Origin of the sequence: Vibrio sp. 10N.222.55.B11, from assembly GCF_041473705.1 — a bacterium.
GTDB classification, from domain to species: domain Bacteria; phylum Pseudomonadota; class Gammaproteobacteria; order Enterobacterales; family Vibrionaceae; genus Vibrio; species Vibrio crassostreae_C.
On record NZ_JBFRST010000124.1, the window covers coordinates 1 to 805 of the forward strand.

The 805-nt window shown below is 51.1% G+C and carries 1 protein-coding gene; it reads right to left on the reverse strand.

Features of this window, described 5'->3' with window-relative positions:
• Positions 1–289: 289 nt before the first annotated feature.
• On the reverse strand, positions 290–805 hold a 516-nt coding region (locus AB4503_RS25160), incomplete at its 5' end, for a type-F conjugative transfer system protein TraW (protein ID WP_372115893.1).

Here is an 805-nt window from a genome sequence, read left to right on the forward strand (position 1 = left end):
AAGCAATCCCAACAAATATCGGTCATGGGGTTAATAAAACGGCTTTTACACGCCGCACTGGCTGCTAGGGTTGATGGGGCAATAAAAACCAATAGGCAGCACAACAGTAAACGAAAGTGTCGTTGTGTCATGGGGTGTCCTTTTTCCACGCCGAGCGTGGTACTCCTTTTGTCTCGACAAGAGGCTTCGCCCCATAATCGCCGCCAAAAGCGAGCTTGGTTAAGAAAAAAAAAGCGTCATACTGGAAGCATAATCAAGGGAGGTGCGCACTTCCAATGCGATGTCATTGTTATTGCTCTATCGCCAAGGGGTGCAAACCCGATACGTTCACCTCATCGATGCGCCAGCGCGTGCCTTCTTGGTAGGCAATCGCTGGGACGTGAGTAATGTTAAGCGATTGGGTTAAGTGGCCTTGCTGCGCAAAATACATTCTTGCGTCCAATAAGGTCGCCATTTTATTCGGGCTGCCTCCTGTCAGTACCCACTTGATTGGCTTGGCGTTTTGATACTCGCTAGCGAACCTTCGTTGCTGCGCGTCTCTGGCATCAAAAAAGACCAGCACCTTACTTAACTCAAATTGTGGTAGAACGTTTTGACCGTCGACCTTTGGCCAAGTGCGGGGTTCAAAGGGGTTCACTCTGGTGCCCGCTTTGGCAATCACGGCTCCTGTAGTGGGGGCGATAATGTCTTTAGGGAGGGTGATGCTTGGGTCAACGTAAAAGGTGCGGGGGTTGATCGTGGTGGTTAAGCCTGCAACGGGCGGTGGGTTTTCAATGCTTTGCTTGGCGCGCTCCGTGAACTCGTT